Source organism: Micromonospora sp. NPDC126480 (genome assembly GCF_040302465.1).
Classification (GTDB): Bacteria; Actinomycetota; Actinomycetes; order Mycobacteriales; family Micromonosporaceae; genus Micromonospora.
Map to the genome: position 1 here is coordinate 318,538 of NZ_JBEORU010000002.1, position 25,521 is coordinate 344,058.

The 25,521-nt window shown below is 72.0% G+C and carries 22 protein-coding genes; 7 read left to right on the plus strand and 15 right to left on the minus strand.

Going from position 1 to position 25,521, the window contains the following annotated elements; genetic code table 11:
• Positions 1–3 precede the first annotated feature (3 nt).
• Both ABTW87_RS03060 and ABTW87_RS03065 read right to left on the minus strand, forming a co-directional pair.
• Positions 4–3,477 carry a non-ribosomal peptide synthetase gene (locus tag ABTW87_RS03060; protein WP_350647954.1) on the minus strand — a complete coding sequence of 1,158 codons (3,474 nt, stop codon included), beginning with the start codon at positions 3,475–3,477 and terminating at the stop codon, positions 4–6.
• 3 nt (positions 3,478–3,480) lie between these two features.
• Positions 3,481–6,015 (minus strand): amino acid adenylation domain-containing protein, encoded by a 2,535-nt coding sequence (locus ABTW87_RS03065; RefSeq protein ID WP_350647956.1) that lies wholly within the window; start codon positions 6,013–6,015, stop codon positions 3,481–3,483.
• A 433-nt stretch (positions 6,016–6,448) separates the two neighbouring features.
• On the opposite strand from ABTW87_RS03065, the gene ABTW87_RS03070 reads away from it, so the two are divergent.
• Complete coding sequence (locus ABTW87_RS03070; protein WP_502891517.1) at positions 6,449–9,379, plus strand: ATP-binding protein; 2,931 nt, start codon at positions 6,449–6,451, stop codon at positions 9,377–9,379.
• A 231-nt stretch (positions 9,380–9,610) separates the two neighbouring features.
• On the opposite strand, the gene ABTW87_RS03075 is transcribed toward ABTW87_RS03070, so the two are convergent.
• From ABTW87_RS03075 to ABTW87_RS03100, 6 genes are all read right to left on the minus strand, one after another.
• Positions 9,611–10,201: a GNAT family N-acetyltransferase gene (locus ABTW87_RS03075; RefSeq protein WP_350647959.1), complete on the minus strand. Its 591-nt coding sequence runs from the start codon at positions 10,199–10,201 to the stop codon at positions 9,611–9,613.
• Positions 10,202–10,550: 349 nt separating this feature from the next.
• Positions 10,551–10,958 carry an arsenate reductase ArsC gene (locus ABTW87_RS03080; RefSeq protein ID WP_350647961.1) on the minus strand — a complete coding sequence of 136 codons (408 nt, stop codon included), beginning with the start codon at positions 10,956–10,958 and terminating at the stop codon, positions 10,551–10,553.
• A 15-nt stretch (positions 10,959–10,973) separates the two neighbouring features.
• On the minus strand, positions 10,974–12,098 hold the full coding sequence (gene arsB, locus ABTW87_RS03085; RefSeq protein ID WP_350647963.1) for an ACR3 family arsenite efflux transporter: 1,125 nt from the start codon (positions 12,096–12,098) through the stop codon (positions 10,974–10,976).
• Positions 12,099–12,186: 88 nt separating this feature from the next.
• Positions 12,187–12,861 carry an arsenate reductase ArsC gene (locus ABTW87_RS03090; RefSeq protein WP_350647965.1) on the minus strand — a complete coding sequence of 225 codons (675 nt, stop codon included), beginning with the start codon at positions 12,859–12,861 and terminating at the stop codon, positions 12,187–12,189.
• Positions 12,858–13,544 (minus strand): arsenate reductase/protein-tyrosine-phosphatase family protein, encoded by a 687-nt coding sequence (locus ABTW87_RS03095; RefSeq protein WP_350647967.1) that lies wholly within the window; start codon positions 13,542–13,544, stop codon positions 12,858–12,860. The genes ABTW87_RS03090 and ABTW87_RS03095 overlap by 4 nt, the downstream gene beginning before the upstream one ends.
• Positions 13,545–13,671: 127 nt before the next feature.
• Positions 13,672–14,055, minus strand: coding sequence for an ArsR/SmtB family transcription factor (locus ABTW87_RS03100; RefSeq protein ID WP_350647969.1), 384 nt, complete (start codon positions 14,053–14,055; stop codon positions 13,672–13,674).
• 510 nt (positions 14,056–14,565) lie between these two features.
• Here ABTW87_RS03100 and ABTW87_RS03105 point away from each other — a divergent pair.
• The 4 genes from ABTW87_RS03105 (at position 14,566) to ABTW87_RS03120 (ending at position 18,173) form a co-directional block, all read left to right on the plus strand.
• Complete coding sequence (locus ABTW87_RS03105; protein ID WP_502891518.1) at positions 14,566–14,892, plus strand: ArsR/SmtB family transcription factor; 327 nt, start codon at positions 14,566–14,568, stop codon at positions 14,890–14,892.
• Complete coding sequence (locus ABTW87_RS03110; RefSeq protein ID WP_350647971.1) at positions 14,892–15,389, plus strand: GNAT family N-acetyltransferase; 498 nt, start codon at positions 14,892–14,894, stop codon at positions 15,387–15,389. Before ABTW87_RS03105 ends, ABTW87_RS03110 begins: the two co-directional genes overlap by 1 nt.
• 73 nt (positions 15,390–15,462) lie before the next feature.
• Positions 15,463–16,875 (plus strand): FAD-dependent oxidoreductase, encoded by a 1,413-nt coding sequence (locus ABTW87_RS03115; protein ID WP_350647973.1) that lies wholly within the window; start codon positions 15,463–15,465, stop codon positions 16,873–16,875.
• Positions 16,875–18,173, plus strand: a complete 1,299-nt coding sequence (locus ABTW87_RS03120) for an MFS transporter (protein WP_350647975.1) — start codon at positions 16,875–16,877, stop codon at positions 18,171–18,173. Before ABTW87_RS03115 ends, ABTW87_RS03120 begins: the two co-directional genes overlap by 1 nt.
• A 26-nt stretch (positions 18,174–18,199) precedes the next feature.
• Here ABTW87_RS03120 and ABTW87_RS03125 read toward each other — a convergent pair whose 3' ends face one another.
• The 4 genes from ABTW87_RS03125 to ABTW87_RS03140 form a co-directional block, all read right to left on the minus strand.
• On the minus strand, positions 18,200–18,844 hold the full coding sequence (locus tag ABTW87_RS03125; RefSeq protein ID WP_350647977.1) for a dihydrofolate reductase family protein: 645 nt from the start codon (positions 18,842–18,844) through the stop codon (positions 18,200–18,202).
• 123 nt (positions 18,845–18,967) lie between these two features.
• On the minus strand, positions 18,968–19,549 hold the full coding sequence (locus tag ABTW87_RS03130; protein WP_350647979.1) for a hypothetical protein: 582 nt from the start codon (positions 19,547–19,549) through the stop codon (positions 18,968–18,970).
• A 350-nt stretch (positions 19,550–19,899) separates the two neighbouring features.
• Positions 19,900–20,595 carry a cation efflux transmembrane domain-containing protein gene (locus ABTW87_RS03135; protein ID WP_350647981.1) on the minus strand — a complete coding sequence of 232 codons (696 nt, stop codon included), beginning with the start codon at positions 20,593–20,595 and terminating at the stop codon, positions 19,900–19,902.
• Positions 20,595–20,939, minus strand: coding sequence for an ArsR/SmtB family transcription factor (locus ABTW87_RS03140; protein WP_350647983.1), 345 nt, complete (start codon positions 20,937–20,939; stop codon positions 20,595–20,597). Before ABTW87_RS03140 ends, ABTW87_RS03135 begins: the two co-directional genes overlap by 1 nt.
• Positions 20,940–21,179: 240 nt before the next feature.
• On the opposite strand from ABTW87_RS03140, the gene ABTW87_RS03145 reads away from it, so the two are divergent.
• Positions 21,180–21,899, plus strand: coding sequence for a CBS domain-containing protein (locus ABTW87_RS03145; protein WP_350647985.1), 720 nt, complete (start codon positions 21,180–21,182; stop codon positions 21,897–21,899).
• A gap of 108 nt (positions 21,900–22,007) precedes the next feature.
• Here ABTW87_RS03145 and ABTW87_RS03150 read toward each other — a convergent pair whose 3' ends face one another.
• Entirely contained in the window at positions 22,008–23,048 is a 1,041-nt protein-coding gene (locus ABTW87_RS03150) for a zinc-dependent alcohol dehydrogenase family protein (protein WP_350647987.1), read from the minus strand.
• 152 nt (positions 23,049–23,200) lie between these two features.
• Complete coding sequence (locus ABTW87_RS03155; RefSeq protein ID WP_350647989.1) at positions 23,201–23,881, minus strand: NADPH-dependent F420 reductase; 681 nt, start codon at positions 23,879–23,881, stop codon at positions 23,201–23,203.
• Between the two features lie 136 nt (positions 23,882–24,017).
• On the opposite strand from ABTW87_RS03155, the gene ABTW87_RS03160 reads away from it, so the two are divergent.
• The gene (locus ABTW87_RS03160) at positions 24,018–24,593 is read left to right on the plus strand and encodes a TetR/AcrR family transcriptional regulator (protein ID WP_350647990.1); all 576 of its coding nucleotides are present in this window, start codon (positions 24,018–24,020) and stop codon (positions 24,591–24,593) included.
• A gap of 46 nt (positions 24,594–24,639) precedes the next feature.
• On the opposite strand, the gene ABTW87_RS03165 is transcribed toward ABTW87_RS03160, so the two are convergent.
• The gene (locus tag ABTW87_RS03165; RefSeq protein WP_350647992.1) at positions 24,640–25,491 is read right to left on the minus strand and encodes an SgcJ/EcaC family oxidoreductase; all 852 of its coding nucleotides are present in this window, start codon (positions 25,489–25,491) and stop codon (positions 24,640–24,642) included.
• Between the last annotated feature and the right edge of the window lie 30 nt (positions 25,492–25,521).

The following is a 25,521-nucleotide window of genomic DNA, read 5'->3' on the forward strand; positions in this document are numbered from 1 at the left end:
GGTCTAGCCCCTTTCCCGGATCAGGGTGGCGACGTCGTCGTCGGACATCGCCTCGACGGCGTCGAGCAGGTCGCGCACGTCCCGTCGGTCCGCCGGGTCCGTGTCGGTGCCGCCGGAAGGGGCGCCGGTGCCACCCGCCGCCTCGCCGGGCGGCGCGGCGGCGACGGCGTCGACCGCGGCGGCGAAGCCGGCAAGCGTCGGATGCGCGAAGAGCAGCCGCAGCGGTACCTCGACGCCGAGGGCGCCGCCCGTGCCCGCCACCGCCGCCAGGACGTTCAGCGAGTGACCGCCGAGCCGGAAGAAGTCGTCGGAGCGGGTCACCCGCGTGACGTTCAAAACCCGTTGCCAGACCTGCGCCACCGCCTGCTCGGTCGGGGTGGTCGGCGCGGCACCGCCGGCCGCCGGCGTGAGCAGATCGACCGGGTCCGGCAAGGCGGCGACGTCCAGCTTGCCGTTGCCGGTCAGCGGCAGGGCCGGCAGCAGCACGAGCCACGTCGGCACCAGGTGGCTCGGCAGCCGGTCCCGCAGGTGGGCGCGGATGGCGGTCTCATCGACCTCCGGGCCGGCCGGGACCGCGTAGCCGACCAGCCGGACCTGCCCGGTGGCGTCCGGCCGGGGCTGTACCGTCGCGGCGCGGACCAGGCCGGACCGGTCCAGGACATCCTCGATCTCGCCGGGTTCGATCCGGAAACCGTGGATCTTGATCTGGCGGTCCGAGCGGCCGAGAAACTCCACCGTGCCGTCCGGGCGGTACCGGGCCAGGTCCCCGGTGCGGTAGAGGCGGCGTCCGGGCTCGTCACCCAGGTGGTCCGGGATGAACCGTTCGGCGGTGAGCGCCGGTCTGCCGACGTAGCCGCGGGCGACGCCGTCGCCGCCGACGAACAGCTCACCGACCAGGCCGGGAGCGACCGGTTGGAGGTAGCTGTCCAGCACGTACAGCCGCACGTCCCGAATGGGGCGGCCCAGTGGCACATGGACCTCGTCCGCGGGCAGTTCGTTGCACCGGTGGGTCGCCGCGAAGGTGGTGGTCTCGGTGGGGCCGTACCCGTTGACGAGGTTCTCCGGCGCGCCGTGCGCCAGCGCGGATCGCACCGCGTGCACGTTGGGCTGCTCGCCGCCGAAGACGAAGTGCCGGAGCGGGCGTACCGCTTCCGGGTGATCCCGGAGCACCTGCATCGCGAGCGAGGTGGTGAGGAACATGGTGGTCATCCCGTGTTCCCGGATCCGCTCGCCGAGCCGGGCCGGGTCGAGGACGTCCGGCCCGGACACTCCCACCAGGCGGGCGCCGTTGAGCAGCGCCCCCCACACCTCGAATGTCGCCGCGTCGAAGGAGATGTTGGAGGTCTGCGCGACGGTGTCGGTCGGCCGGAAGTCGACGTAGTCGATGTCGCGAACCAGCCGGATCACATTGCGGTGGGTCACCGCCACGCCCTTGGGCAGCCCGGTGGATCCGGAGGTGTACATCACGTACGCGAGGCTGTCCGGCACGGCCGTGGCAGGGAGCGGGTCGGCGGACTCCGCCGTCACCTCGGCGGCGGCGCGGGTCAGGTCGACCAGGACGGCCCCGTCGTCCGCCGCGGCCGACTCACCGTCCGCCGCGGCCCCGGCCCACCGGTCGCGCGTCGCCCGGTCGACGATCACCACGCGCGCGCCGGCGTCACGGGCCATGTACCGGCGCCGCTGCGCGGGATACTCCGGGTCCAGCGGCAGGTAACCGGCCCCGAGCTTGAGGGCCGCGAGAGCGCCGACGATCCAGGCCGCTCCCCGGTCCAGGCAGAGCCCGACCCGGTCGTCCGGCCCGACCCCGAGGCGGGCGAGGTGGCGGGCGAGCCGATTGGAGTCGGCGTCGAGTTGCCGGTAGGTGTAGCGGGCGTCGCCGAACCGGAGGGCCTCGGCGTCCGGCGTCCGGCGTACCCACCCCGCGAAGAGCGTGGTCAGGGTCTCGGCGCCGGCCGCGACGCGGGTGGCGTTCCACTCCACCACCACCCGTTCCCAGCGGGCCGGCTCCAGCCGGGGCAGGTTGGACAGGTGCCGGTCCGGCGCGGCGAGCGTCTGTTCGAGCAGGAGCAGGTACTCGCGGGCCAGCTCGGTCGCTCCGGCACGGGACAGGCGAGTGGTCCGGTACCGCAGGTAGCCGACGCGTTCGCCGACACCGGCAGGTACCTGCAGTTCGATGTCGTAGAGCGCGTGCGGGGCGGTCACCGGCTCGGCGGTGAAGGTGGTCGGACCGACCCGGTCGGTGCCGGTCAGCGACGGTGGAGAGGCGAACACCGCCTGGAAGATCGGGTGTACGCCCGGCCTCCGCTCGGGTGCCACCGCCGAGATGATGTCGTGGAACGGCAGGTCCTGGTGGGCGTACGCGTCGAGGCAGCGGCCGCGGACATCCGCGAGCGTGCCCCGCAGCGTCGGATCCGGGGCGAGCCGCAACCGCAACGGCAGCAGGTTCACCAGGTGACCGACGAGGTTTTCGGTTCCCGGCCGCAGCCGACCAGCGGTGGGGGTGCCGACCACCAGGTCGGTGGCGCCGCTGAAGCGGTGCAGCAGGAGGCCGAAGACGGACAGCAGCACCATGAACGTCGAGGCGCGCTCCTCTCGCGCGAGACGCTCGGCGGCGTCCGCCGCGGCGGCCGGCAGCACGAACGGCACCACGTCACCCCGGTGGTCGGCCGTCGCGTCGGCGCCGTCCTCGTGCGGCTCCGGGCGGTCGCGGGGCGCCGCGTCGGCCAGCGGACCGAGGTCGAGGGGCGCCGGCAGCCGGTCCAGGGCCCGCCGCCACCAGGCCCGGTCGTCGGCTGCCGACGAGGTGTGGAGCAGGTCGTGCTGCCACCGGGCGAAGTCGGAGTAGGTGCTGGTGAGTGCCGGTGCCGGGCGCGCTTGCCCGGTGGTGAACTCGGCGTACCGTCCGAGCAGTTCGGCTCGCAGCACGGGCAGTGAGTGACCGTCCGCGGCGATGTGATGCACGACCACGAGCAACAGCCGTTCGCGCTCGGCCAGCCGCAGCAGCAGGGTGCGCAGCAGCGGACCGCGGCCCAGGTCGAAAGGACGCGCCAGTTCCGCGGCGACGAGCCGTTCACACTCGGCGTCGCGCTGGTCGTCGGCGAGCGCGCGGAGGTCGCGCTCGACCACCGGGGCCGGGCCGTCGGCCGCCGGCACCGGTACGGGACGGCCGTCGACGGTTTCGAAGGCGGTCCGCAGCGGCGCGTGCCGGGCGACAAGCGCGCCCAGCGCCCGGTCGAGAGCCGCGACGTCGAGCGGTCCGTCGACGCGGATCCGGAGTCCGACCTGGTGCGCGGCGGTGCCTGGGTGGAGCTTCTCGAAGAACCAGATCTGCTCCTGGCCCGGCGCGGCGATCCCCGCCGGGCCGGTCGCCGCCGGGCTCGCGGGCGGGCTTGCGGTGTCACTGTCGCCGTGCAGCGCGGTCAGCAGCGCGGGATTGCGCAGCAGGCCGCGCAGCGGCGCGCGGGACGGCTCGGTCATCGGTCATCCCTCTCCGGTCCCGGCTGCGACGAGCCGGACCAGTCGGTCGGCGATACCCTCCGCCGCCGGGTTGTCTCCGGCCAGACGTGCTGCCTGTTCCCGGACGGTCGTCAGTTCGAAGAGGTCCCGGACCGCCACCGGGGCTCGGAAGATCTCCCGCAGCATGGCGGCGGCGCGCATGGCCAGCAGTGAATCGGCGCCCGCGGCGAAGACGGATTCGGTGACCCCGAGTTCCTCGACCTCGATCAGGTCCAGCCAGAGGCCGACCAGGACCTGTTCGATCGCCGACCGGCAGGGTTCGTGCCCGGGGCCGGCCAGCGGGGTCCCGCCGCCGAGCCGACCCCGGTCGACCTTTCCGCTCGGGGTGAGCGGAAAGGTGTCGAGGACGAGAAACCGCGCCGGGACCATGAAGTCGGGCAGGGTGCGGCGCAGGTGGCGGCGCAGTTCCTCCCGGTCGGGTCGGGCGTGGTCCCCGGGGTCGCCCGACCCGGGCCCGTCGAGCAGCAGGTACGCGCAGAGCAGCGGCTCCCCGTCGCCGTCCCGGGCGGCGAGTGCCGCGACGGCGTCGCGTACCCCGGGATGGCCGCGCAGCGCCGACTCGATCTCCCCGGGTTCGATCCGGTGTCCCCGCAGCTTGATCTGGTGGTCGAGCCGGCCGAGGTACTCGATCCGGCCGTCCGGGCGGCGCCGGGCGAGGTCGCCCGTCCGGTACATGCGAGCGCCCGGCCGCGGAGCGAACGGATCGGGCACGAACCGCTCCGCGGTGAGCGCGGGCCGGCCCAGGTATCCGTGCGCGAGCCCGTCCCCGCCGAGGTGAAGTTCACCTGTCGATCCGTCCGGGACCGGATCGCCCCGCTCGTCCAGCAGGTAGGCGCGTTCGCCGTCGAGCGGCACGCCGATGGTGACCGGTCCTGGACCGACCCGCTCGGCCACGGAGTACACCGCGGTCTCGGTCGGGCCGTACCCGTTCCACAGGGCGCGGGAGCGCGTGGTGAGCTGGTCGGCGAGATCCCGAGGGAGCGCCTCGCCACCGGACAGGACGGTCACCCGTGGACCACCGGACCATCCGGCGGCGACCAGCATCCGGAGGGTGGTCGGGGTGCCCTGCACGAACGTGACGCCGGCGCGCTGGATCTCGGCGCTCAACTCCTCCCCGTCCGTGGCGACCCGCCGGCCGACCAGATGCACGCTGGCGCCGACCGTGAGCGGGAGCAGCAACTCCACGAGCGAGATGTCGAACGACAGCGGCGTCTGGGCGAGCACCACGTCCGACCCGGTCAGGCCGAGCCGGGGGGCGAAGTCGGTGCAGAGCCGGACCAGCGCGCGGTGCGGCACCAGCGTCCCCTTCGGAGCGCCGGTCGATCCCGAGGTGTAGAGCAGGTAGGCGGGCGCCGCGTCGGGCCGGTGCTGGCCACCGTCGCGGGGCGCGGTGGTGGGCAGGTCGGCGACCGTGACGGTGACCAGCGGCCGGCCGGACCCGGGCAGCCGGTCGAGCAGGCCGGGCTCGGTCACCACGACCGAGGCCCCGCTGTCGGCGAGCATGTAGCCGAGACGTTCGGCCGGGTATGCCGGGTCGAGCGGAAGGAACGCGGCGCCGGCGAGCAGCACGCCGATCAACGCCGCGGGCAACTCGATCGAGCGGTCGGCGTAGACCGGCACCACCTGGCCCGGCCGCACGCCCGCAGCGCGCAACGCGGCGCTCCACCGGTACGCCCGGTCGAGCAGTTCCCGGTACGACCACCGGGCGGTCGCGTCCCGCACGGCCACCGCCGCCGGGGTGCGCGCGGCCTGCCTCGTGATCAGGTCGACGATGCCGCCGGCACCGCCACCGGTGGTGACCGCGTGCGGTGTCGCGGCGCCGGCCAGCGCCGTTCGCAGTTCGCCGACGAAGGCCGGCCAGCCGTCATCGAGCTGGTAGAAGTGGCCACCGGGCAGCGGACGGAACTCGAAATCGGCCGACGTGTGCCGCGACCAGGCCGCCACGTCGTCGACGGAGGCCTGGGGGTCGGTCATCCCGGTGAGGGCGGTGATCGGGCAACCCAGTGGTGGACCGGACCGGAACGTGTACGTCTCACAGGCACGCAGGTCCGTCCGGAGGGTCGGGAGCAGCAGCCGCATCAGGTCGCCGTCGCGAAGGACCGGCTCGGGCACCCCGCCGACGTCACCCAGCCAGGCCAGCAGCTCCTCGTCGTCCAGCAGGTGCCGGTGCGTCCCGGCGCGGGGCAGGTGTGGGGCGGCGTGGGCCGAGACGACGAGCCGGACCGGGGCGGCGGCGTGGATGTCGGCCAGCCGCCGGGCGACCTCGAAGGCGATCAGGGCCCCCATGCTGTGTCCGAAGAGGGCGTACGGCGGCGGAACGTGGTCCGCCATTGCGATCGCGAGCGGCTCGGCGACCGCCGCGATCGAGTCGGCCGCGGGCTGGTCGTACCGGCGCTCGCGGCCCGGCAGCTGGGCGGACCAGACCTCGATTTCCGGGGCCAGCGCCTCGGCGAGCGGCAGTGTCGAGGATGGTCCGCCGCCGGCGTGTGGAATCGCCACCAGCCGCAGCCCGGCGCGGGGGGACGGGAGCGGACATCCGAGCCAATGACCGCTCTCGGCTAAGTGGACAGATCGGTTAATTACGTTGTACTTGCTGCCCAACCCGCCACGCTCCCGGTCAGTTAAACCACAGTTCCCCGCCTCAATCGCCGCTAGCATGGTGGCGCATCATGGTCTTCATATCGGTACACGTTTCGGTATTGACCGAGGTAGGTGCCGAGTCGGGGGGAGTGGAGTGCTTTTCCGTGTCTTCAAGCGGCTCGAGATCATCGATTTAGGGGGAAATCCAGTCACGATCACGGGCCGCAGGCAGCGTGTCCTGCTCGCCATCCTGCTGGTCAACGCGAATGAATGGATCAACAGCCGCCGCCTGGTGGAGATGGTTTGGGACGACAAACCGCCTAAGTCGGCAATGGCGAATCTCAAGACATTTGTGTGGCAGCTACGTCAGATCCTGCCGCCGAGCCCGGACGGCGAGCGCATTGAAGCCCGCCGGGGCGAGTACCGGCTCCGCGCTCGCGCCGACGAGCTGGACCTGCTGATGGTGACCGAACTGGTGGCCGAGGGGCGGCGGCGTCGCGCCGACGACGATCCGGGCGCGGAGCGGTCGCTGGCCCGCGCGGTCCGGCTCTGGCGCGGTGACCTCGCCGGCGACCTGCTGGACAACCCGGCTCTCGCCATCGAGCACGAGCGGAGCATGGAGCAACGGTGGGCGCTGCTCGAGGACTGGTTCGACGTTCGGCTGCGCCGCGGGGGCGACGCCGACGTGGTTCGCGACCTGCGCGAGGTCCTGGCGGCCCGCCCACTGCGGGAGCGACTCTGGGGCCAGTTCATGCTTGCGCAGTACCGGTCCGGCCAGCGGGCCGAGGCGCTCGCCACCTACCAGGAGCTGTACGCGCTCCTCGACCGGGAACTGGGCATCGTGCCCGGGCCGGCGCTGCAGGAGATGCAGCGCAAGATCCTCGGTGACGACCCGTCGCTACGCCGGGAGGATCCCGCCCGACCCCAACCGCTCGCCCACCTCCCGGCCGATCTCCTCTCGTTCACCGGCCGGTCGGAGGAACTCGCCGCGGTGCTGGCCAGCATCGGCGACACCCCGCCGGGTGGGCGGTCCCGAGCGGCCGTCTGCGCCATCGACGGCATGGCCGGGGTGGGCAAGACCGCGTTCGCGATACACGCGGCGCACCGGCTCCTGCCGGACTTCCCCGACGGGCAGCTATTCATCGACATGCACGGGTTCACCGACGGCGTGCCGCCGGTCGAGCCGGCCGACGCGCTGGACCGGCTGCTGCGCGCCCTCGGCGTACGCGGTGACCTCATCCCGCGGGACCCGGACGACCGGGCCGCGCTGTTCCGAAGCCGGCTCGCCGGGCGGCGGATCCTGCTCGTGCTCGACAACGTCGCACACGTCGGCCAGGTGGCGCCGCTGGTGCCGGCGAGCCCCGGCTGCCTGGTCCTGGTGACCGGGCGTCAGCGGCTGCTGGGCCTGGACGACGTCCTGAGCATTTCGCTGGATGTGTTGTCCCGCGACAAGGCGATCGATCTGTTCAGCCGCGTCGTCGGCCGCCAGCGCGCCGACCGGGAGGCCGAGCGGGTCGCCGAGGTGGTGGAGCTGTGCGGGCGGCTGCCGCTGGCCGTACGCATCGCCGCGGCCCGCCTGGACGCCCGGCCGACCTGGTCGGTGGCGCATCTCGCCGAGCGGCTCCAGGACCGACGCCACCGGCTCGCCGAACTCGAGATCGGCCAGCGCAGCGTGGTCGCCGCGTTGCAGGTCTCCTATCAGCACCTGACCAGTGAACTCAAGCGCGTGTTGCGGATTCTCGGGCTCTACCCGGGACTGGACATCGACACCGACGCGGCCGCCGCGCTCACCGGCCTGCCACCACGGCAGGTGGACCGACTACTGGAGACGCTGGTCGACGTGCACCTGCTACAGCAGCGCGGACACCGCCGGTACCGGTTCCACGACCTGATCCGGCAACACGCCGCGACCCTGGCCGACCTCGAGGAACCGCAGGGCAGCCGGCACCAGGCGATGCGGGGCCTCATCGACCACTGGTGCTGGGCGGCGCAGAGCGCGGCCCAGCAGATCCAGCCCGGCCGCACGCCGGTCTGCGCGGCGCCGGAGCCGGCGAGCGCGCTCAGGTTCGACACCGCCGACCAGGCGATCGACTGGTTCACCGTCGAGCACAAGAACCTGCTCGTCGGGGTCTGCTACGCGGAGCGGCACCGGCTGTACCGCCAGGCCTATCACCTGGCCGACTCGCTGCGGCCGTTCTACTACAGCCGGGGCCAGATCGACGACTGGCTGCTCACGTCCCGCCTCGGTCTGGCCGCCGCCCGGATGTCGGGCGACGAACTGGCCATCGCCGTGTCGCTGACGAATGCGGCCTCGGCGAAGTGGACCGCCGGGCAGAACGTCGAAGCGCTGGCCGAGCAGACCGAGGCGCGCGAACTCTTCCACCGGCTGGGCGACCGGCAGAGCGCTGCCCGGGCCGCGGTGGCGGCCGGCCACATTCTCTTCCGGCTCGGCCGCTACGCCGAGTCGCTGGACCGCCAGTGGCAGGCGCTCGAGGTGCTGGACGACTTGGGCGACGTACCCGGGCGGGCCGCCGTGCGCTGCCTGGCCGGACTGCTGCTCTGGCGGCTCGGCCAGTACGAGGAGTCGCTGCATCAGCAGCGGATCTCGTTGGCCGACTACACCGAACTCGGCGACCTCAGCGGGCAGGCCGACTCGCTCACGCTGATGGCGCTCGTCCATGTCCGCCTCGGTCAGGAGGCCGAGGCGGTCGACCGGGCGCGAACCGCGCTCGACCTGTACCGCCGTAGCCACGAGCACCGCGGCCAGGCGTACGCCCTGAACGTGCTCGGAACCGTGTACGCCTCGCAGGGCCGGCATGCGGAGGCCCTCGGCAAGTTCAGCCACGCCCTCAAGTTGATCCGTGAGGTCGGCGAGCGAGGCACCGAGGCGCGGACGCTGAGCCTGCTGGGGATGGTGCATCGCCGCAGGGGCGACCTGATCCTCGCCCTGGAGCATCAGGACCGGGCCCTGTCCGTCACCCGCGAGACCGGTGATCCGGGCGTCGAGTGCGAGGTCCTCAACGAGTTCGGCCGGACCAGGTCGGCCAACGGCGAGTGGGAGCGCGCCGTCGAGCACCATCGGCAGGCACTGCGGATCGCGACGATGGTCGCCGACCCGTACGAGCAGGCCGAGGCCCACGAGGGTCTCGCCGTGGCGTTGACGGCGCTGGGCGATCCGGAGGCGGCCGGCGGGCACCGCAGGGCCGCTGCCGAGCGGTACGCCGATCTCGGCTTGGCTGAGCCGAGGATCCTGATGGAGGAGGCGGTGCCGAACAGGTCCTGAGCAAATTGCCGTCGCGCGTGGCCATTGGTTCTGGCTGGATGTACTTGATGGTGTGGTATTGGTTGCTCAATTGCCTCGAGAGTGGAATTTAGCGGCGTCAAGAAAGGTCATCTCAGCTATTCCGCGAGGGGCGGTAGCGCGCTGATCACCCTGGATGTCGATGCCGGCCGATCAGGTCGGGCGCGGTCCATTTCGGTGCGAAGACAGGACGTGCCCGTTCGGCGATGTTCATCAGGCGGGCCGAAGGCCGCAGCGGTACGTGCGTACGCTGTCACCGTCGGGTGCGCGCCACTGACTGCCGGCCTCCCAACCCAACCGTTCGTAGAATCCGGTCGCCCCCAGGGGCCCGGTCGACGTCTGCGCCTCGGCCCACACGGCACCGGCGTTCCGGACCACTTCGACGAAACGGTCGACCAGCATCACGCCGATGCCGCTCTTGCGCCAAGCCGGCTGTACCGCCAGCGCGGTCATGACTGCCACGCGCGATGCGGCAACCGATCCGGCCTCGTCCGGCGCCACCGCGGCCGCCCGGTGGCGCAGCACCCGCCGGGCCCACGGCCGGATCCGCGTTCGCGCGATACGGAGGGCAACTCTGGGCCGGACGACAAGCGCGACGAGCCCGGCGAGGGCAAGAGACGCCATCGCGCGCCGGTCCTTCGCCAGCTCCGTGGTGTAGGCGGTGTGATCACTGGCACCCAGCACGAACCCGACGACCTCGTCGTGCGGGTCGATGGCGACAACACCTACGCCGTGCGGCGAGTTCAGGAGGGTCCGCTGCCAGCGCCGGATGAAGCGGGCGCCGAGCGACGGGAACAGCCCCATCGGAAGCAACTCGACGTGGGCTCGGGACATCGCCGGCAGGTCCGTGTCGCCGGCCGGGCGGAGAGCGAGCCGGCCTGCGACCTGATCGGCTGGATTCGGGGTGGGCGGCGCGACGATGCTCCGGCGAAGATCGTCAACCATGCCGCGAGGAATGCGCATGACATCAGCCTTTGCGTGTCCGTGTCAGGATTCCCTGCTCGAGGGCCGGCCGTGCCGCTCACGGCCGGCCCGGAGGATGCCATCTCGACCAGCCCTCGGTCCACGTCTACCCGTCCGGCACAGCCGAACACCGGGACACCGACGACATTGGTGCCGGCCGGACGTAACGGGGGCAGAACCGCTGGGGGCATCAGGCGGGGAAGCGCAGTCCGGTGAGCAGCTTCTCCACGCGGGTGCGAATCTCGTCGCGGATCGGGCGTACCGCCTCGACGCCCCGGCCGGCCGGGTCCTCGAGCTTCCAGTCCTCGTAACGCTTGCCAGGAAAGACGGGGCAGGCGTCGCCGCAGCCCATGGTGACGATGACGTCGGACGATTCCGCGGTCTCGTACGCCAGGAGCTTGGGGGTCTGGTCCGTGATGTCGATGCCGACCTCGCGCATGGCCTCGACGGCGGCGGGATTGACCTGATCGGCCGGGGCGCTCCCCGCGGAGCGGACCTCGACGGTGTCGCCGGCGAGGTGGCGTAGCCAGCCGGCGGCCATCTGGGAGCGGCCGGCGTTGTGCACGCAGACGAACAGAACAGTTGGCTTGTCGCTCATCGGGTTCTCCAGGTTCTAGGTGGTTGCCGCCGGACCCGTGGTCGAGTCACCTCGCGGCGGGGGTGCTGCGGCGGGGAACAGGCGGCGGCGGGCCCACAGCGACACGTAGACCAGTCCGACGAGGACGGGGACCTCGATGAGCGGGCCGACGACGCCGGCGAGGGCCTGCCCGGAGGCGATCCCGAACGTACCGATCGCGACCGCGATGGCGAGTTCGAAGTTGTTGCCCGCCGCGGTGAACGCCAGGGTGGTGGTGCGTTCGTAGTTCAGGCCGATGGCTCGGCCGAGCAGGTAGGAGCCGGCCCACATGAGGGCGAAGTAGGCCAGCAGCGGCAGGGCGATGCGCGCCACGTCGGCCGGTCGGTCGGTGATGGCCTCGCCCTGCAGGGCGAAGAGGATGACGATGGTGAACAGCAGCCCGTACAGGGCCACGGGTCCGATCCTGGGCAGGAACCGCTGCTCGTACCAGTCGCGGCCCCTGGTCCGCTCGCCGAGACGGCGCGAGAGGTAGCCGGCGAGCAGCGGGATGCCGAGGAAGACGAGCACGTTGCCGGCGATGTCCCAGCCGGAGACCTCCAGCGCGGCGCCGTCCAGACCCAGCCAGCCCGGCAGGACCGACAGGTAGAACCAGCCGAGCAGGCCGAAGGCGAGCACTTGGAACACCGAGTTCAGGGCGACGAGGACGGCGGCGGCCTCCCGATCACCGCAGGCGAGGTCGTTCCAAATGATGACCATGGCGATGCAGCGGGCCAGGCCGACGATGATCAGGCCGGTGCGGTACTCCGGCTGGTCGGCCAGGAAGCTCCAGGCCAGGGCGAACATGACGGCGGGACCGACGATCCAGTTGAGCACCAGCGACGAGACCAGCAGGCGGCGGTCCCCGGTGACCGTGTCGAGGCGGTCGTAGCGGACCTTGGCCAGGACCGGGTACATCATGACCAGCAGGCCGAGGGCGATGGGCAGGGAGATACCGCCGATCTTCACCGCGTCGACAGCTCGGTCGAACCCGGGGACGCTCCGGCCGAGCAGGAGACCGGCGACCATGGCCAGCCCGATCCACACCGGCAGGAACCGGTCGAGGCTGGAAAGGCGCGCCACCACCGGTGTCTCGGCGGCGTCGGCTCGTACGGCGGTGCTCATGGAACTCCCGTGGCTAGAGGTGGTAGTGGGCGCGGCGGCTGCGGGTTCAGGAGCGAGCAGCCCGGCTTGCCGCAGGGCTCGCAGCTGGTTACGCGCGTTGTCCGGTCGTGCTCGAAATCCCGATCTGGGTCAGCAGGAGACGGACCCGGCGTTCAATCTCGTCGCGGATCGGTCGCACGCCGGCCAGGTCGAGCCCGGCCGGGTCGTCAACGGTCCAGTTCTCGTAGCGGGTGCCGGGGAAGACGGGGCAGGCGTCGCCGCAGCCCATGGTGACCACGACGTCGGCGGCTCGGACCACCTCGTCGGTCCACGGCTTGGGGAACTCCGCCGAGATGTCGATGCCACGTTCGGCCATCGCCGCGATCGCGGCAGGATTGATCTCGATGGCGGGTTCGCTGCCGCCGGACCACGCGACGGCCCGATCGCCGGCCAGGTGAGCGAAGAAGCCCAGGGCCATCTGGGAGCGGCCGGCGTTGTGGGTGCACAGAAACAGCACGACCGGGCGGCCGTCGCGGTGATGCCCCTCGACGCGGGCCAGGGCCCGCAGGCGCTGTCGGGCGAAGCGCTCGGCGAGCAGCGGCAAATGGTTCGCGATGCTGGCGGCGGTGGCGAACTGGTCGTAGCTGGTGTGCAGGAACCGCTCGATGGTCTCGGTGCCGTAGCTGCCGTCGAACTCCTCAGTGAGCCGGATCGCCGCGGTGCGCAGGGCGACCTGTTGGTCGAGGGTGATCTCTTGCCGTGGGTGGGCTCTGGTGCCGGTCATCGGGAACCTCCGGGCAGGACGGCGGGGGCGAGCCGGTCGACGCGGTCGGCGAGGTCGGCGTAGGCGGCTTCGAACGCCGCGTCGGTGTCCACCCGCACCGGGTCCGGGACGGACCAGTGCAGACGGGGGCGGACCGGTCCGGTCAGCTCCTCGTGGGCGTTGTCGCAGACGGCGATCACCAGATCGTCGCGACGCACGACGTCGTTGACGTGGGCGGTGCCGGCCGGGTCGAGGTCGAGGTGGTGGCGGTGAGCCACGGCCACCGCGCGGGGGTGGACCCGGTCTGCGGGCCTCGTGCCGGCGGAGGCGACCTCGCTGTGGGTGCGCTGCTTCCACAGCGCGGCGGCCAGCTGCGAGCGGGCCGAGTTGTGGGTGCACACGAACACCACCCGGCTCACGCCTGCCAACCGGGGAGTGGCGAGAGCGGCCAGAGTCTCCGGGCGTAGCCGGAGGTAGGTGCGGCGCCGGTCGCCTTCGGAGCGCCCCTTGGTGACCAGACCGGCGTCGGCGAGGACGTTGACGTGGTGGGCGACCAGGTTCGTCGCCATGTCGAGGGTGTGGCCGATCTCTCCGGGGGAGGCATCGCCCAGGGTGAGCGCGTCCACGATCGCCAGGCGTGCCGGATCTCCGAGAGCGGCGTGAATCCGGGCTCGCACGACGAGTGACGAAAGCTCAGCGTTCATTGAGTCAATCATTGCTGAGTAAGAGCTCCGGAGTCAAGCTGGTCCCGGATGGTCTCCGGCGCCCAGCGGTCGACGTCGCCCGTGCGGACGGATGGAGCCGGCGGATGGCGGCTGTGAGGGCGCGAGATCAGGCCTTGGCGGCGGCCCCGGGCTCGATCGACAGCAGCGCGGCGAGCTGGCGCAGGATCTGCGGTCGGGCCCGGTAGTAGACCCAGGTGCCGCGCCGCTCGGCGTCGACGAGGCCCGCCTCGCGCAGCGTCCTGAGGTGGTGGGAGATCGTCGGGCCGGTCAGGTCGAAAGCCGGCGTCAGGTCGCACACGCAGGCCTCCCCGTCCTCGGCGGAGGCGATCATCGACATCAGCTGCAGCCGCACCGGGTCACCGAGGGCCTTGAATGCGGGCGCGAGCACCGCGGCTGTCTCGGCCGGGACTCGGCGCTGGGCCAGCGGCGGGCAGCACGGCGCGTCGGCGTTGAGGTCGACGACGGGGAGGGGCGCCTGTTGCTTCGACATGCCTCTAGGTTGACATCTCTCTAATCAGTGTGCAAGTCTTTGATTCGACGAACGTCAAGACAGGCGTTCCACGGAGTTGAGCCAGCGGCGCTACGACCGCGCCCGTACCGCCGTCCACGCGCTGATCAGCCCTCGTTGACGAGAGGATTCACATGAGCCAGAACACTTCCACCGCGGATGGGGTAACCGGTGACCCCGCAGTGGCGCTGCCGTCCACCGGCTCCGGTGCCTGCTGCGGCAGCGCCGCCCAGGCCGTCGGCGGCATCCGCCCGTCCGTTGACGAAAGCGCCGACAACGACCCGTGCTGCGGGAGCCGGCAGGCGGCCGAGGCGGCCGGGTCGTGCTGTGGCACCGAGGCAAAGGCCGAAGCCGTCGCCACCGGACGCGGATGCTGCTCATGACGAGCTCAAGCAATCTCGCTGACCGCTCGAGCAGGTCAGCGTCGACCGGTTGGCCGCCGGGGATTACACTTTCATCGCCAATCGGCGATAAACGATAGAGGGAGTGGCGGTGGGTGAACTGCTCGACCGGGTGACCGCGCAGACGTACGCCTCGTGGTTCCGGGCTCTGGCGGACCCGACCCGGGTGCAGATCGTCGAATACCTGGCCCGGCACGCGCGGCCGATGAGCGTGGGCGAGATCGTCGCCGCCGTCGGGCTGGCCCAGTCCACCGTCTCCCAACACCTGAAGATCCTCACCGAGGTGCGGTTCGTGCTCGTCGAGCCGGTCGGCACCGCCCGTCACTACCGCCTCAACGAGGCCTGCGTCGGTTGCTTCCCGTCGGCCGCCGACGTCGTCATGGGTCGCCCGGCCCCCAACCCGAACGGAGCCAGCTGATGGCCGACCTCGCCGTCCGCCCGATGACGTCGGACGACGCCGATCGCGTCCTCGCCATCTACCAGGCCGGACTCGACGGCGGCGACGCCAGCTTCGAGACCACCGCCCCGACCTGGACGGCATTCGACGAGGCCAAGCTGCCGGACCACCGTCTCGTGGCCGTCGACGCGGACGGCACCGTGATCGGGTGGGTGGCGGTGGCGCCGACGTCGAGTCGGGCGGTCTACGCCGGGGTCGTCGAGCACTCCGTCTACGTCGATGCTGCGGCTCAGGGGCGTGGGGTGGCCCGGCTGCTGCTGGAAGCGCTGATCGACTCCACTGAGGCCGCCGGCATCTGGACCATCCAGTCGGGAGTCTTCCCGGAGAACGCGGCCAGTCTCGCTCTGCATCAGCGAGTCGGCTTCCGCGTCATCGGCATCCGCGAGCGGATCGCACGGCACCACGGGCGGTGGCGCGACGTCGTGCTGCTTGAGCGCCGCAGCTCCGCTGTCACCTGAACCCCTCGGCCCGCGCTCGCCTGCACAACTGCACCCTTTTGATTCGACAGCCATCTACACAGAGGAGTTCCTGATGAGCGTCCTGGACGAGTTGCCCGTCGTGGTGATCGGCGCGGGTCCGGTGGGTCTGGCCGCCGCCGCCCACCTGCACGAGCGCGGCCTGCCCCTCCGTGTCCTGGAGGCCGGTGACAGCGCCGGCGCGGCGGTCCGGCAGTGGGGGCACGTGCGCGTTTTCTCCCCGTGGCGGTACAACGTCGACCCGGCCGCGCGCCGGCTGCTCGACGACGCCGGCTGGGTCGCCCCGGCGGACGACGCCCTGCCCACCGGCGCGGAGCTGGTCGCCGACTACCTTCAGCCCCTCGCGGAGCTTCCGCAGCTCAAGCCGCACCTGCGCTACGGCGCGCGGGTGGCGGCGATCACCCGCCTCGGCCTGGACCGCCTGCGCACCGCCGGCCGCGACCAGACGCCGTTCCTGATCCGCCTCGCCGACGGCGAGGAGGTCCTGGGCCGAGCCGTCATCGATGCCTCCGGGACCTGGGGTACGCCCAACGTCCTGGGTGCCTCCGGCCTGCCCGCCCGGGGAGAGAACGAGGTGGGCGCGTACCTGGAGCATGCTCTGCCGGACGTGCTCGGCGCGGACCGGGACCGGTTCGCCGGCCGGCACACCCTCGTCGTCGGTGCCGGCCACTCGGCGGCGAACACCCTGCTCTCCCTGGCTGAGTTGGCCGCTGCGGAGCCGGGAACGGAGGTGACCTGGGCGATCCGCTCGGCGAGCCCAACGCGCACCTACGGCGGTGGGGACGCCGACGCCCTGCCCGCCCGCGGTGCGCTCGGCTCCCGGCTCCGCGAGCACGTGCAAGCCGGCCGGATCCGGCTGCTCACCGGCTTCTCCGTGCACGCGCTCACCCCGAGTGCCGACCGGGTAGCCGTGGTCGTCCGTCACGCCGATCGCGGCGAGGAGTCGGTCGTGGTGGACCGGATCGTCGCGGCCACCGGCTTCCGTCCCGACCACGCGATCGCGGCCGAGCTGCGCCTGGACCTCGACCCGGTCATGGGGGCCACCCGGGCGCTCGCCCCGCTGATCGACCCGAACGAACACTCCTGCGGCACCGTGCCCCCGCACGGCGTCGACGAACTCGCCCACCCCGAGGTCGGTTACTACGCCGTGGGCATGAAGAGCTACGGCCGTGCGCCGACGTTCCTCATGGCCACCGGCTACGAACAGACCCGCTCCGTCGTCGCCGCCCTGGCCGGGGACTGGGCCGCCGCCCGGGACGTCCAGCTCGACCTGCCGGAGACCGGCGTCTGCAACAGCGACCCCGCCGACTCGACCGGCACCGGGAACTGCTGTGGCCCAGCCCCGGAGCCGGCCGCCAAGGGGCTCGCCACCGGCATCTCGGGCGGGCTGCTCGCGGCCCCGCTCCAGTTGGTCAGCCTCGACGCCGCCCCCAACGGCGGCCAGGTTGGCGGCTGCTGCGCCAGCTGATGGTCACCGCCTCGACGGCGCCCGCCGACCCGACCGTCGGCGGGCGCCACGGGTGGCGCATCGTCGCCGCCCTCGCCGTCACCTCGACCGTCGGCTACGGCACCCTCTACTACGCGTACGCGGTCCTGCTCGGTCCCATGGCCACCGGCCTGGAGGCCTCCACCACCGCGGTCACCGGGGCGCTGACCGCCAGCGTCCTCGCCGGCGCGTTGATGGCCATCCCGGTCGGGCGGTGGCTCGACCGGCGCGGCGGACGGGCCCTCATGACCGCGGGCTCGATCGCGGCAACCGCGCTCCTTGTCGCCTGGTCGCAGGTCCATACCATCGGGCAGCTCTACGCCGTCATGATCGGTATCGGTATCACCGGGGCGATGGTTCTGTACGAGCCGGCGTTCGCCGTCGTCGTCTCCTGGTTCACCCCCGAGCGGCGGCCCACCGCGCTGCTCGCGGTCACCGTCGTCGCCGGGTTCGCCAGCACCATCTTCATGCCCCTCACCGGCCTGCTCGTCGCGCACCTCGGCTGGCGCGACGCGCTGCTCGCGCTCGCGGTCACCCACGGCATGGTGACCGTTCCGCTGCACGCCCTCACCATCCGCGAACCCCCGCACGTCCCGCTATCCGGCCCTGCGCCGCGCCGGGACCGTACCGGGCGGCGGGCGGTGGCGCGCGCCGCGATGCGCGACCCCCGGTTCTGGATCCTCGCCGCCGCGCTGACCGCGCACGGCGCCGCCACCAGCACCATCGGCGTCCACCTCGTCGGCTATCTCGTCGACCGCGGCCATCCGGTCACCTTCGCCGCCACCGCCGCCGGCCTGCTCGGCGTCCTGTCCGTCACCGGACGACTGGTCCTCACCGGCGCCCGCCGACGCTTCCCGGTCACCACCGTCGTCGCCACGGTCTTCGCCGTTCAGGCCGCCGCTGTCCTCGCGATGCCCGTCGCCGCAGGGACCCGCGTCGGAGCGATCCTCGCCGTCACCGGGGTCGGGCTCGGCTTCGGTATCGCCAGCCTCGCCGCCCCAGCCCTCCTCGCCGACCGCTACGGCACCACCGCGTACGCCACCATCGCCGGACGACTCAGCGCCCCCGTCACCACGGCCAAAGCCGGCGCGCCTCTGCTTGCCGCCGCACTCCTACCCCTGGGCGGTTACCACCTCGTGCTCGTCGCCGTGGCCACCGCCTGCCTTCTCGCCGCCGTCGGCATGCGGGCCGTGGGAAGCTCAGCGGTGCCGCACGACGCCGCGCGACGACGAGGTGGGGGAGTCGGTCAGGCCGGTGATCGGGCTCGTGCCGCGGGCTGACCGACTCCCCGCGTCTCGTCAGGGCGTCAGTCGTCGCGCCCGGCGCCGCGGTCGGGCGCGCTCATGTCCCCCGTTCCGGGTGTGCCGTCGGCGAGGCCGTAGCGCAGGTACACGGTGCCCTTCGGACCGGCTACCGGCGGTTCGAGGAGCGTCACGTTCGTGGGCACCGCACCGCCGTCGAACACCTTCTTCCCGACGCCGAGAACGATCGGGTACACCCAGAGGTCGAGCCGGTCGAAGAGCTTCTCGCGCAGGAGGGTCTGCACCAGGTTGAGGCTCCCGACGACCTTCACGTGCTGGTGCCGGTCACGGATCTCCCGCACCGCGCCGGCGAGATCCGCTCCGAGCTGCGTGGACCCGGCCCAGGGGAGGTCGGGCCTGCCGCGGGAGGCCACGTACTTCGGGATGCTGTTGAACAGCCTGGCGATCTCGTTGTCCTGGCCACCCTCCTGGTGCGGCCAGTAGGCGGCGAAGATGTCGTAGGTCCGCCGACCGAGCAGGAGGGCGTCCGTCCCCTCGTACGCGGCTGCGACCTGAGCCCCGGTGGTCTCGTCCAGCAGGGGCGCCTGCCAGCCGCCGAACGGGAACCCCACCGGGTCCTCGTCCGGGCTGCCGGGCGACTGTCCGACCAGGTCGAGGGTCGCGAACAACTCGATGTGGATGTGGCCCATGTGTCGTACTCCCGTGGCGTTGGTTGTCTCGGTCGCAGAGGTAGACCAGCCGGCACCGACAGATTCAGCGGTGCCGGCCACCACCCGCGGGAGCGGCGGGGGCCCACCTCGGGGCCGGCGTGGTCAGAGTCCGGCGGCGGCGTCGTAACGGCGGCGCAGCTCGGTCATCTCCGAGGGGGCCAGCGCTTCCTTGACCGCAAGTTCTGCGTACCTGGTCGGGAACATCTCCCGCAGCCGGTCGACGAACATGACGTCGGCGGTCGCCTCGACCACCTGGATTCCGGGTGGCTGGGTGGACATGTCCATGATCACCGGTCCGGCGAGTTTGACCGCCCAGTCCCATGGGCGCTTCTGCTCGGCGACCCCGCAGAGGTGGAAGCCGTAGACGGTCCGTACGTCGTCGAGCGCCGTGGCCCCGGCCGGCTCGTAGCCGTAGACGCGGACCCCGCAGATCACCGGCGGCTTCGCCGCCGCCCCGGTGGCCGCCTGCGGGACATCGTGTCCGGCGTGGTTGTGTTGCTCCGGGTCGGCCTGTTCGAGCGTCGTCCGCATCCGGGCCGTGATCTGCGCCTGCAGATCCGCCGGCTCCGCCTCCGAGCCGGCGGAGTTGGCCAGTACGACCGTGCCGGCCGTGACCGCCAGAATGACCGCCACCCACAGGAAGCGGTTCCGGTACCACCCCGCGAAACTCTCCCGGGAAATCATGATCGCTTCTCACCTCGTCGCCGGTTCTGGTGCGCAGGCAGACCGCATCGGAAGGCCTCCACCGGTCAGGCGTCGGGCGTGTCGGCCGTCGCGGAGACACGTACCGGTGGACACGTAGGGCGGGACATCTGCCCGGGGATGTGTGCCCGTCGTGGAGATGGCCCGGCGATGTGGCGCGCGCGGGTCTGCCAGGACGGCGCGCTGCCGGCACCGCGATGCTCCCGTGCTGGCCGTTTCCCAGCGCGGTTGCCCCCGCGCTGCGGCGATGTGCCATTTCAGCACGCCTGGACCCGCTCCAGCAATGGACGGCGCAGACCTACCTGTGGTGCAGCGACGTGAACTTCGTCTGATCAGCCGCGGCACCGCTCCGGCCCGGGACGACGGCCCGGGCCGGAGTGGCCCGGCGAGACGGTGCAGCAGGTGTCGCCACGCCACGCCTCGCGGCCCTCCTTGACCGCCACTGCCGCGATGACCAGGGCGGCGAGGGGGTCGGCCCAGGACCATCCGAACAGGCTGTTCAGCCCCAGACCCACGAGCAGGACCGCGGACAGGTACGTACACAGCAGCGTCTGTTTGGAGTCCGCAACCGCCGAGCGCGAGCCGAGTTCCCGGCCGGCCCGGCGCTGCGCGTACGACAGCACCGGCATGATCGCGAGCGACAGGGCGGCCAGCATCAGGCCGATGGGGGAGTGCTCGGCCTCGGCGCCGCCGACCAGCGCGCGCACCGACTCCACGGTGACGTACACGGCGAGCGCGAAGAACGAGACCGCGATGACGCGTAGTGCGATCTTCTCCCGAGCCTGCGGGTCGCGGCCGGCGAACTGCCACGCCACCGCCGCCGCCGACGACACCTCGATCACCGAGTCCAGCCCGAAGCCGATCAGCGCGGTCGACGACGCGATCGTGCCGGCGGTGATCGCCACGACCGCCTCGATCGTGTTGTAGGCGATCGTGGCGGCGACCAGCAGCCGCACCCGGCGGGCGAGCGCCTGACGGCGCGCCGGCGACGGCCCCACCGGTGTCAGGTCGACCAGGGGCAGGTTCATCAGCAGCAGCCGTCCGCGTCGGAATCCGGGCAGGCGGCCGGATCGACCACCAGCACGAGACCGAGCAGGTCCCCCAGAGCGTGCGCGAGCCGGGCGTCGGCCAACTCGTAGCGGGTGCGGCGGCCCTGCGGCACCGCGACCACCAGTCCGCAGCCACGCAGGCACGACAGGTGGTTCGACAGGTTCTGCCGCGTCGTGCCCAGCAGGTCGGCCAGCTCCGCCGGGTATCCGGGCCCGTCGCGCAGAGCCAGCAGCAGCCGGGCCCGCGTCGGATCGGACAGGGCATGGCCGAAGCGGGCCAGCACCTGTCCGTGCGTCAACGTGTCCACGGCAAGATAGTACATCCAATGCTGTACTAAGGAATCGCTGACACCGGGTGTACCTCCGCCTGCCGAGCAGCCGAGCCCGGACCATCGGCCCAGTGCTCGCGGGCCCTACGCCACTGCCGGCAGCCGGCAGGGCCGGCCAGGCTGGACGTGATCGGTCCGTCCCTCATCGGGGCGTCCACCCCTCGATGCCTCGGGGAAGGACAGACCAGACAGGAGATGCGGCGGCACGACCGCCGGCGAGCGAAAGGACCGACGATGAGACAGTGGACGGTAGTGGACGTGATGACACGCGACGTCATCTCGGTCAGGCGGGACGCAACCTACCGCGAGGTGGTCGACGCCCTGGTCGAGGGCGGCGTCAGCGCCGCGCCGGTGGTCGACGCCGACGGCCACGTCCTCGGGGTGGTCTCCGAGGCCGACCTCCTGCACAAGGTCGAGGCGGTCGGGGACGAACGGCACCGTCGCGTCTTCGCGGGGCGGCGGCGCGCAGTCGACAGCAAGGCGCAGGGGGCCGTCGCCGCGGACCTCATGAGCGCGCCGGCCGTCGTCGTGACAGCGGACGCGTCCGTGGGCGCCGCCGCGCGCCGGCTCGAGAAGGAGCGCATCAAGCGGATGCCCGTCGTCGACGCCGAGCGGCGTCTCGTCGGCATCGTCTCGCGGCGGGACCTACTGCGGATCCACACCCGGCCCGACGCCGAGCTCCGCACCGAGATCATCGACGGCGTCCTGCGGCGGGAACTGTGGATCGACCCCGCGTCCGTGGAGGTCGACGTCGCGGACGGCGTCGTGACGCTGACGGGCACGGTGGAGAGCCGCAGCCTGGCCGGCCTCGTCGTCGAGCGGGTCGCCGAGGTCGCCGGAGTGGTCGAGGTCGTCGACCGGCTCGGCTGGCGGCACGACGACTCCGAAACGGTCCGGTCGCACGGGTACGCGTTCGGCAGCGCGGACCGGTTGATGCGGCCGTCACGCAATTGAGCCGGCGGGCGCGGCGGCGCCCGCAGCGGTTCGCGGATGGGAATCCGGTGGGTCCGGGACCAGTGGTGACACTCGTGGTCCCGGACCCGAGGGGCCTACCGCCCGCGGTCACGAACGGTTCAACACGACCTTCAGCGCGCCGGTCTCGGCGGGGTTGGCGAACACGTCGTAGGCGGCCATGATGTCGTCGAGCGGGAACCGGTGGGTGATGATCTGGCCGGTGTCCAGCTGCCCGGTCGCCACCATCTTCAGCAGGGACGACGTCGAGTAGGTGTCGACCAGGCCGGTGCTGATGGTGACGTTGCGGATCCACAGGTCCTCGAGGTGCAGGGTGGCCGGCTTGCCGTGCACGCCGATGTTGGCGACGTGGCCGCCCGGCCGGACCAGCCGGGTGCAGGTCTCGAAGGTGCCCGGCGTGCCGACGGCCTCCATGACAACGTCCGCACCGAGGCCGTCGGTGATCGCGTTGACCATCTCGAGGGGATCCTCATCGGCGCGGATCAGCACGTCCGCGCCGAGTTGCTTGGCCGCCTGGAGCCGGCTCTCGGCCTTGTCCACCGCGACGATGTGCGAGGGCGACAGCAGCCGTGCGGTCAGGATCGCGGCGAGCCCGATCGGACCGGCGCCGACCACGACCACGGTGTCGCCGGGCCGGACGGTGCCGTTGAGGACGCCCACCTCGTACGAGGTCGGCAGGATGTCGGCCAGCAGCACGGCCGATTCGTCGGACACGGTGTCCGGCAGCTTGTAGGTGGACAGGTCGGCGAACGGCAGGCGTGCGTACTGAGCCTGCACGCCGTCGATCAGGTGCCCGAGGATCCACCCGCCGCCGCCGCGGCACTGTCCGTACGCCTGCTCCCGACAGTAGCGGCACCGGCCGCAGGCGGTGATGCAGGACGCGAGGACCCGGTCGCCGGGCTGGACGGTCGTCACGGCGGGACCGACGGCGACCACGGTGCCGACCGCTTCGTGACCGAGGATGCGGCCGGGCTGCACGGCCGGCACGTCGCCACCGAGAATGTGCAGATCCGTGCCGCAGATCGTCACGGTGTCGACCTGGATGATGGCGTCACCGGGTTCGATGATCCCGGGGTCCGGTACGTCGGTCCAGGTCCGTTGGCCGGGGCCGTTGAAGACGAGCGCTTTCACGATGGACCTCCTGTCCGAAGCGATTCCTCCGTCTCCATGGGACTGCGCCGTGGCCGCGCCGGTCAGGGCCGAACGTCCTCAGCCGGGGTGGCCTCGGGCCCTGCCCCCGGACGGCGGTGCACGACGCGACACCGGAAGGCCGGTACGACGGTTCAGCGGACGACCTTGACGTTGAACGTCGGGGTGTCCAGGGCGCTCATCAGGCGTAGCCACAGCGGCAGCAACATCTCGGTGCCGCGGGCGGTGGTGATGTCGCCGAGATCGATGACGTCGGTGTGGCCGAAGGACTCCAGGATGCCCGTGACGATCCTCTTGGCCCCGGCGTCGTTGCCGGACACGAAGACCGAGTGGTCGCCGTCGGCGAGTGCCGCCGGATCGACCATCAGTGGCGCGGTGAGCGTGTTGAGAGCCTTGACCACCCGGAGTTGCGGGAAGGCATCCTGGATTCGTTCGCCGAGGCTGTCGGTGTCCTTGATGAACAGGGTGGGCGGGAACCCGTTGCCGAAGTCCAGCGGATTGGCGATGTCGATCAGGATCTTGCCCGCGAGGTTGTCGGTGCCGGCGGCCCGCAGGGCGGCGATCGAGACGGCGCCGGAGGTGGCGTTGACCAGCAGCTCGGCCCCGGCGGCGGCGTCGGCGAGGGTGGTCAGGCGGACCTGCGGGTGGGCGGCGGCCCACGCCGCGTAGGGCGGGTTGCCCATCCCGTCCGGTGCCGTCCTGGCCAGCGTGGCGGCGACGTCACGGGTGCCGACGGTGACCTCGTGGCCGAGCTCCGCGAGGCGGCCGGCCAGTGCCTGGCCGACCATGCCGGTGCCCAGAACTGCGATCTTCATGGTGGTTGCTCCCTCGTGCGGTCCGGTGGGTATCGATCCGGCTCGCGCTCAAGCTAACAGACGGGTCTGTCTACCAACAAGGCTTGGACAGACTCGTCTGTACAATCGAGCGTGCCCGGCCAGCGGAGGGAAACGGATGACACGGCCAGCACAGCCTGCGCGCGAGCGGATCCTCGACACGGCGTTCCGGCTGTTCTACGCCCGAGGCCCCCGCGGCGTGGGCGTCGACACCGTCATCGCCGAGTCCGGCGTGGCCAAGGCGACGCTGTACAAGCACTTTCCCCGCAAGGACGACCTCGTCCTGGCGTACCTAGACAGGGTCGACCAGACCTGGCTCGGGCAGCTACGCGCCGCGGCCAGCGCAGCCGGCGACGACCCGGGTGACCAGCTTGTCGGGATGTTCGACGCCCTCGCGTCGGCGTGCCGACGCGAGGGCTACCACGGTTGCGCGTTCATCAACACCGCCGCCGAGAGCGAGGCGGGCAGCGACGTGCATGCCCGTACCGTCGAGCACAAGCGGGTGGTGCTGGCGTGGGTCACCGACCTGGCCCGCCGGGCCGGCGCCGCCGACCCGGCGCGACTGGCCCGGCAACTGACCCTGCTGCTCGACGGGGGCCTGTCCGCCGGCGTGCTCGACGCGGAGCCGGGCACGCCGGACACCGCGAAGGCAGCCGCCCGCGTACTGGTCGAGGCCGCCTGCCCCGCCCGCTGACCCTGCCCGGCCGCCCGGATGCGCTCGCCGGGACCAGACCGACCATTCACGGGCGGAGGTCGGTCCGCGCCTCTCCTGTGGACGGGTCGTACGGGTACGACAGGTGCTGGTGGGTCATCAGCCAGGCACCGTCGCGTCGCTGGAACACCCGGGTCCCGCGCGACCAACTGTCGACCGGCGGGCCGCCATTCGGGCGTACCGAGACGTGGTTGAGGCCCCACGCCACGGCGAGATCGCCGTCCACCACGATCGTCAGGTCGGGCACGCCCCAGGTCACCTCCCCGTCGCCTGCCGCCGCCAGGCCCGCCGCGCAGACCTCGCGGACCGCCTCCACCCCGACGTACCGCAGTGGCTGATCGTGCTCGTACGAGACCACGTCGTCGGCGATGGCCGCCATCAGGGCTTCGAGATCCTTGGCCGCGGTGCCCTCGAACCATCGTTGGTGCAGACGGCGCACCTCCTCCTCGGCGGTGCCGGTGTCCCGGTCCGGCTGGTCGGAGGCACCGGTGAGCGCAAAGGAGTGGTGCTCGTGGGTGACGAGCCACCGGCCGTCCCGCTTTCGCAGGCCGAGGGTCAGCCGCAGGCGGTTGTCCGGGTTGCCGGCGAGATCGTCCGGCGTGCCGCAGCGCAGGAGCGCGTACGCGAAGGCCACCTCCTCGCCGGCGACGACCTCCAGCGACTCGATCTCGAACGACGCGCCCTGCGCCTGCCACCGGAAGAACGGCGGCCAGGTCTGCCGGTACGCGTCCAGCCCGCGCACCCCCTCGTACGGCGGCGGCACGTCGAACATCACGAGGTCCTCGGCGTGGTCCGCCACTACTCCCGCGAGGTCACCGCGGTGCACCGCGGCCGCCCAGCGCTCGACCAGGGCACGGACCTGTTCCTCGTTGCTCGGCATCTCAGCGGCTGCCCTTCCGGTTGTCGGATC